We start from the raw sequence: 6,103 nt of genomic DNA, 5'->3' as shown, positions 1-6,103 counted from the left end.
TCTCTGATTTCACTCATGACGTACGGTCGCCCAGAAATAGATCCGTTGCGCGCTCACGCAACGGAGGGAGCGCTCATTGAGCGCGTGCGAAGAGAAACCGATTAGCGTGTCCACGGCGCCGGGCTATCACCTTTCAGGCCATAGCGTTCAACGGCCTCGGCCAGCACCTGACGCGGCAAGCTGCCGTCACGTACCAGTCCGTCCAGTGCAGCCAACACCACTTGATGCCGATCGACTTCGAAGAAGCTGCGCAACGCGGCACGGGTATCGCTGCGGCCAAAGCCGTCGGTGCCCAGGGCGATGAAGCGTGCTTCGACGTAACTGGCGATCAGTTGCGGCCAGGCGCGCACATAATCGGAGGCGACAATCACCGGCGCGTTGCCAGTCAGCGAGGCGCAGAGATGGCTGACTTGCTCAGGCTCAGTGGGATTCAGACGATTACGTCGCTCCACTTCCCGAGCTTCACGAGCCAGTTCGCTGAAACTGGTGACGCTGAAAACCTCGCTGGACACCTGCCAGTCAGTTGCCAGCAGCTCAGACGCCGCGATCACTTCGCGCAAAATAGTGCCGGAGCCCAGCAACCGCACGGTTCCACGCGACGCCGGGGCATGCGTCACGGCATAGCGATACATGCCGCGAATGATTTGATCCTCCACACCGGTCGGCAAAGAAGGCTGGGCGTAGTTCTCGTTCATCACAGTGATGTAATAGAACTCATCGACATCGCGTTCCATCATCTGGCGCATGCCATGGTCGACAATCACCGCAAGCTCACCGGCGAAGGCCGGGTCATAGGCGCGGCAGTTGGGAACGGTGGCCGCCACCACATGGCTGCTGCCATCCTGGTGTTGCAGCCCTTCCCCACCCAGCGTCGTGCGCCCGGCGGTGGCGCCGAGCAAAAAGCCACGAGCGCGTTGGTCGGCCGCAGCCCAAATCAGATCGCCGACGCGCTGAAAACCGAACATCGAGTAATAGATGTAGAACGGCAGCATCGGTTTGCCGTGCGCGCTGTAAGACGTCGCGGCAGCGACCCACGAAGACAATGCACCGGCTTCGGTGATGCCCTCCTCCAATAGCTGGCCGTCACGGGCTTCACGGTAATAGAGCATCGAACCGGCATCTTCTGGCTCGTAAAGTTGCCCGAGCGGCGAGTAGATACCGATCTGGCGGAACAGGTTGGCCATGCCAAAGGTACGCGCTTCATCGGCAACGATCGGGACGATGCGCGGCCCGAGTTCTTTGTCTTTGAGCAAACCGCCCAGCATGCGCACCACGGCCATGGTGGTAGACATTTCCTTGCCGTCGGCTTCGAAGGCGAAACGTGCGTAGTCAGCCAACGCCGGGATGGCGACATGCTCGCTGCCCTTCTGCCGCGCTGGCATATAGCCGCCCAACGAAACTCGGCGTTCACGCAGATAACGCATTTCCTGACTGTCTTCGGCCGGGCGATAGAAGCGCAGTTGCGCGACATCATCGTCCGAGAGTGGCAGCGCGAAACGGTCACGGAACGCCTTCAGCGCATCGATATCGAGCTTCTTGGCCTGGTGCGAGGTCATCCGCGATTCGCCGGCGCCGCCCATGCCGTAACCTTTTTTGGTTTTGGCGAGGATCACGGTTGGCCGGCCCTTGTGCGCTTTGGCTGCGGCGAACGCTGCGTGCAGCTTGCGGAAATCGTGACCGCCGCGCTTCAGCGCATCGATTTCGGCATCGGACATGTGCGAGACCAATTCCTTGATCTCTGGATCCTGCTGGAAAAAGTGCAGCAAGTTGTAGGCGCCGTCCTTGGAACCGAGCGTCTGATATTGACCGTCGACGGTCTGGGCAAAGCGTTGCAACAAGGCGTTGTTGGTGTCCCGGGAAAACAACGGGTCCCAGTCCGAGCCCCAAATGACTTTGACTACATTCCAGCCGGCGCCCGTGAACAACGCTTCGAGTTCTTGAATGACCTGACCGTTGCCACGCACCGGTCCGTCCAGACGCTGCAAGTTGCAGTTGACGATAAAGGTCAGGTTGTCGAGTTTTTCCCGCGCCGCGAGCGTGAGCCCGGCGATCGATTCAGGCTCGTCCATCTCACCGTCACCAAACACGCCCCACACATGCCGGTCGGCGGTTTCGGCCAGATTGCGGTGTTCGAGATAGCGCATGTAGCGTGCTTGATAAACCGCACTGATCGGACCAATGCCCATCGACCCGGTCGGGAACTGCCAGAAGTCCGGCATCAACCAAGGGTGTGGGTAGGAACTCAAGCCGTTGCCGCCGACTTCCTGTCGATAGTTGGCCAGTTGTTCCTCGGATAGCCTGCCTTCCAGGAACGCCCGGGCGTAGACACCCGGTGCCGAGTGCGGCTGATAAAACACCAGGTCGCCGCCGTGACTTTCGTCGCGGGCACGGAAGAAATGGTTGAAACCGACCTCGAAGATTTCTGCGGCGGACGCATAACTTGCGATATGCCCACCCAGATCCCCGTAGGCCTGATTGGCGCGCACCACCATGGCCAATGCATTCCAGCGAATGATCGACGTGATCCGTTCCTCGACAGCAAGGTCCCCCGGGTAGGGACCCTGCCGTTCAATCGGAATTGTGTTCCGATACGCCGAGTACGGGTGCACATGCGAGGTGATGCCAAGTGCTCTTGCGTGTTGCTCTAACTGTTTGAGCAGAAACTGGCCGCGCTCGGAGCCGCCATCGCGCACGACGGCTTCCAGCGACTCAAGCCACTCCTGCGTTTCATCCCGGTCGCTGTCCAGTGAAGCCAACGACCCAGGGATCGAATTTTCATTTAGCGAACTCATATCTGCCTCCACTCTTGTTGTTGTTTGCTTAGAGATGAACCGACAGAACGTGCCGCCGTACTCAGCCTCATGACTGCAAATGAACCTGTTTCAAGACACCGTGCGAAACCCACCAACAGCTGCGTTGAGCGCGCCGCCCACCTGTTCCAGGCCGCGCACCGAAGCGTCGAGCAAGCCGCTGGCCGCAGTGCTTTGTTCAGACACCGCACGCACCCGTTGCATGCTTTCACCGACCTGCTCGGCCACGGCGTTTTGCTGTTCGGCCGCCGCCGCGATCTGCTGACTCATCTGCTCGACCGTCGACACCGCCGCCGCGATTTCCTGCAGCGCTTGTGACGCTTGCGCGGCGAGCACCACGCTTTCGCCGGTCAGCGTTTGACTGCCCTGCAAGCGGCTGGCGGCGTGTTCAGCGACGATTCGCAACTGTTGAATGATGGCGGCGATGTCGTCAGTGGAGGTTTGCGTGCGCCGGGCCAGGTTGCGTACCTCGTCTGCGACCACAGCAAAACCACGACCGTTTTCGCCGGCCCGTGCTGCTTCAATCGCTGCATTGAGGGCGAGCAGATTGGTCTGCCCGGCCAGGGCACTGATCACGTCGAGCACCTTGCCGATCGCTGCGCTTTCGTTGAGTAGCGAGCCCATGGCGTCGGAACAACCGCTCATTTCTTCGGCCAGGTGACCGATCTTGCTGGTCGCCTGATGCACCAGTGCTTCACCTTTGCGCGCCTGATCATTGGCCTGTTCGACGGCATGGCGGGTCTGACTGGCATTGCGCGCAACGTCCTGGGCCGTTGCGGCCATCTGTTGCATCGCGGCGGCCGCCAGTTCGGTTTCTTCACGCTGCGAGTCGACGCCTTGACGCGTGCGCTCGGTGACCTGCGCCAGACTGTCGGCGGCGTGGTTCAATTGCCCGACGCCCTGGCCAATCCGGCCAATCAGCCCACGTAAACTTTCCAGCATGACGCCGACGCTGCCGAGCAACTGGCCCAGCTCATCACGGCGTCCGGCGGCATCGATCTGGGCGCTGAGATCGCCCGACGCTACGCGGCGAGTCAACTCAACCGCCTGGCGCAGCGGTTGCAGGATCAAGTGACGAATCAACAAACTCGCGCCGACGCCAAGGGCGAGCGCCAACAACACCATTCCCGCCAAAAGCCGCGATACCCGCTGCTCCATCGCCTGCGAGGCTTGAACCTGTGTGGCGCGAACTTCACTGAGCAATTGACTGACTTTCTCAGCGGCGCCGTTCATTGCCCCCTCGCTGTCGCTGGTTTGCTCACGGCTCGCGGCGTAACCATTGAACGCGGCGCGGTATTCATCCAACGCTGTACGGGCCTGGGTCAGCGATTCGCGCTCGGAGCCTTCGAGGCGCAGTTCGAGATTTTCCATGTAAGAGCGCAGTTCAATGACCCGCGCTTCCCAGGCGTTGTGATCTTCGGTACTGCCTTGCAGGGTGAAATAGAGTTCGCTGTCACGCAGGTTCGCCAGTTTGTCGCGCAGCGTGGAGGCTTGTTCCAGTTGCAACATACGTACCGGGTCCGCCGGCTGGGCCCGCGAAGCCAGCAGGTTGACCGCGTCGAGTTGATCGAGCATTACTACGGTGAAACGTTCACCCACCACTTGAGCCAGTTGCTGCATGCGCAGGCGAGCCTCGCGGGCATCGCGCTGGGCCTGGGCATACCGTTCGAACTGGGAGAGATAATGGCGGGTAGCTTCTTTGGAGGCTCCCTGCCCGCTGTCCATTTGCGTTTTTTCCAGCAACGCAACCAGCTCGGCGGTAAGCCCGGCGACCTTGTTGGCTTCGTCCTCGGCCAGGTTCAGGCCGAAAGCCTTGACCGCGACCTGCGCTTGCAGAATCAACGATTCAACGGCGGCGACATCGTTCATCTTCCTGGTGCGGGTTTCGAGTACGTTGAAGGCGTAAAACGCTGTCGCTGCTACGGCCAATGTGGACAACAACACCAAGCCAAAACCCAGCCACAGCTTGCTGCCAACCGACAGATTGCCGAGTGCGCGGCCCATCATCGGAACGCACCTTGGCACGCTGGCGAGGCAAATCCGAAGCCGAACGGAAACGGCAGAGAACACCAAGGAAAACTGAGCATATGGGGGCTTCTTGTTGTTGTTTTTTTGGATTCAGAGGCGCTGCATTTCTAACGTTTGGAGCCTATCGCGTAGGCGTGCGGCTCGGCCAATGGCCAATAAAGATGGGAGTCAGTTGAAACGCTAATAGCCTTGGATTTACACGTGAGCCGTCGCATTGCACGAGCGGCTCAGGGAACAGAAATACGCTGGGAGCTTCAATCGGAAAGGATTTTCAGACCTTCCTTGAAACATGCGTATTCCCTGCGGACAAACGTTTCGAACGTCGTCGGCGCGCGGCCCAGCAGAAAGGACAGCACATTGGAATTACCGACGAAGTCGTGGTTGCTGTAATGCCTGGCGATCGCCAGGTTCATCCGCAACATATGCGCAAGCGCTTCGGGCTCAAGATTACCGAAACGTTCGCGGACAAACACCTCGACGTCGAAGCGCTCGACCTTGATCTCGCGACCCACCACTTTCGAAGCAACCGCACCAATCTCATGCGCGGTGAAACGTCCGGGGCCGACCAACTCGTAGGTTGCCCCGCCGTGACGCTCGCGGTCAGACAGCACCAACGCAACCACGTCGGTAAAGTCTTCCAGATCGACCATCGACTGGCGTCTGTCCAGCGACCACGCCAAGCGGAACACGCCTTCCTCGAACACGGCTTTCAATCGTGTTGGCAGCATGTAATTGGCGGGTTGCAGAATGGTGTATTCGAGCCCGGAAGACAGCAGGTGCTCTTCAATGTCGCGCTTGATTTCGTGCTGGATCAAGTCGCTGGCGATCGCGTGCAGCACAGAACTGAACACGAAGTGCTCGATACCCTCTGCTCTGGCGGCATCAATCATGGCGAAGCCCATCGCGCGTTCGTCGTGATGCAGCGTCGGGCCGATGTGGTACACGCTTTTGACGCCCTTCATGGCCTGGGCAATAAACGCCGGATCGGCGAGATCGCCTACCAGCACTTGGTGTACGCCGAGCCTATGCAGTTGCTCAGCGGAGGATTCGGATCTGACGCATGCCCGTATTGGATGGCCGGACGCGAGCAGTTTGGGCACCAGCCGTTTGCCCTGGTTACCGTTGGCCGAGGTGATAAGAATCAATGGATTTATCTCCTGAAAGGAAACCATGGCGCGATCGATACAAGATTTTCAACGCCACAGGTGAAGTGCGCCCTGCCCTTTGAAGAGCACGGCGCACCCCAGGATCAACTGAGTTTGACG

General features: G+C 59.7%; 3 protein-coding genes and 1 pseudogene. All 4 read right to left on the bottom strand.

All coding sequences use genetic code 11. The annotated features are described in order from the left end of the window. Positions 1–101 precede the first annotated feature (101 nt). A complete protein-coding gene (gene mdeB / locus WBB95_RS14750; protein ID WP_424488250.1) occupies positions 102–2,792 on the bottom strand; it encodes an alpha-ketoglutarate dehydrogenase in 2,691 nt (896 codons plus the stop codon). Between the two features lie 90 nt (positions 2,793–2,882). Next, positions 2,883–3,752: a methyl-accepting chemotaxis protein gene (locus tag WBB95_RS14745; RefSeq protein ID WP_424488251.1), complete on the bottom strand. Its 870-nt coding sequence runs from the start codon at positions 3,750–3,752 to the stop codon at positions 2,883–2,885. Then, positions 3,747–3,935 (bottom strand): annotated as a pseudogene (locus tag WBB95_RS14740) (HAMP domain-containing protein); the annotation flags it as partial. The pseudogene WBB95_RS14740 and the gene WBB95_RS14745, both read right to left, overlap by 6 nt. Before the next feature lie 1,157 nt (positions 3,936–5,092). Continuing rightward, entirely contained in the window at positions 5,093–5,983 is an 891-nt protein-coding gene (locus WBB95_RS14735) for an SDR family oxidoreductase (RefSeq protein ID WP_424488249.1), read from the bottom strand. Positions 5,984–6,103 lie beyond the last annotated feature (120 nt).

Origin of the sequence: Pseudomonas sp., assembly GCF_049645325.1 — a bacterium.
Taxonomy (GTDB): Bacteria; Pseudomonadota; Gammaproteobacteria; order Pseudomonadales; family Pseudomonadaceae; genus Aquipseudomonas.
Note: the sequence above shows the minus strand (reverse complement) of the source record. Positions and strands in the feature narration are given on the sequence as shown.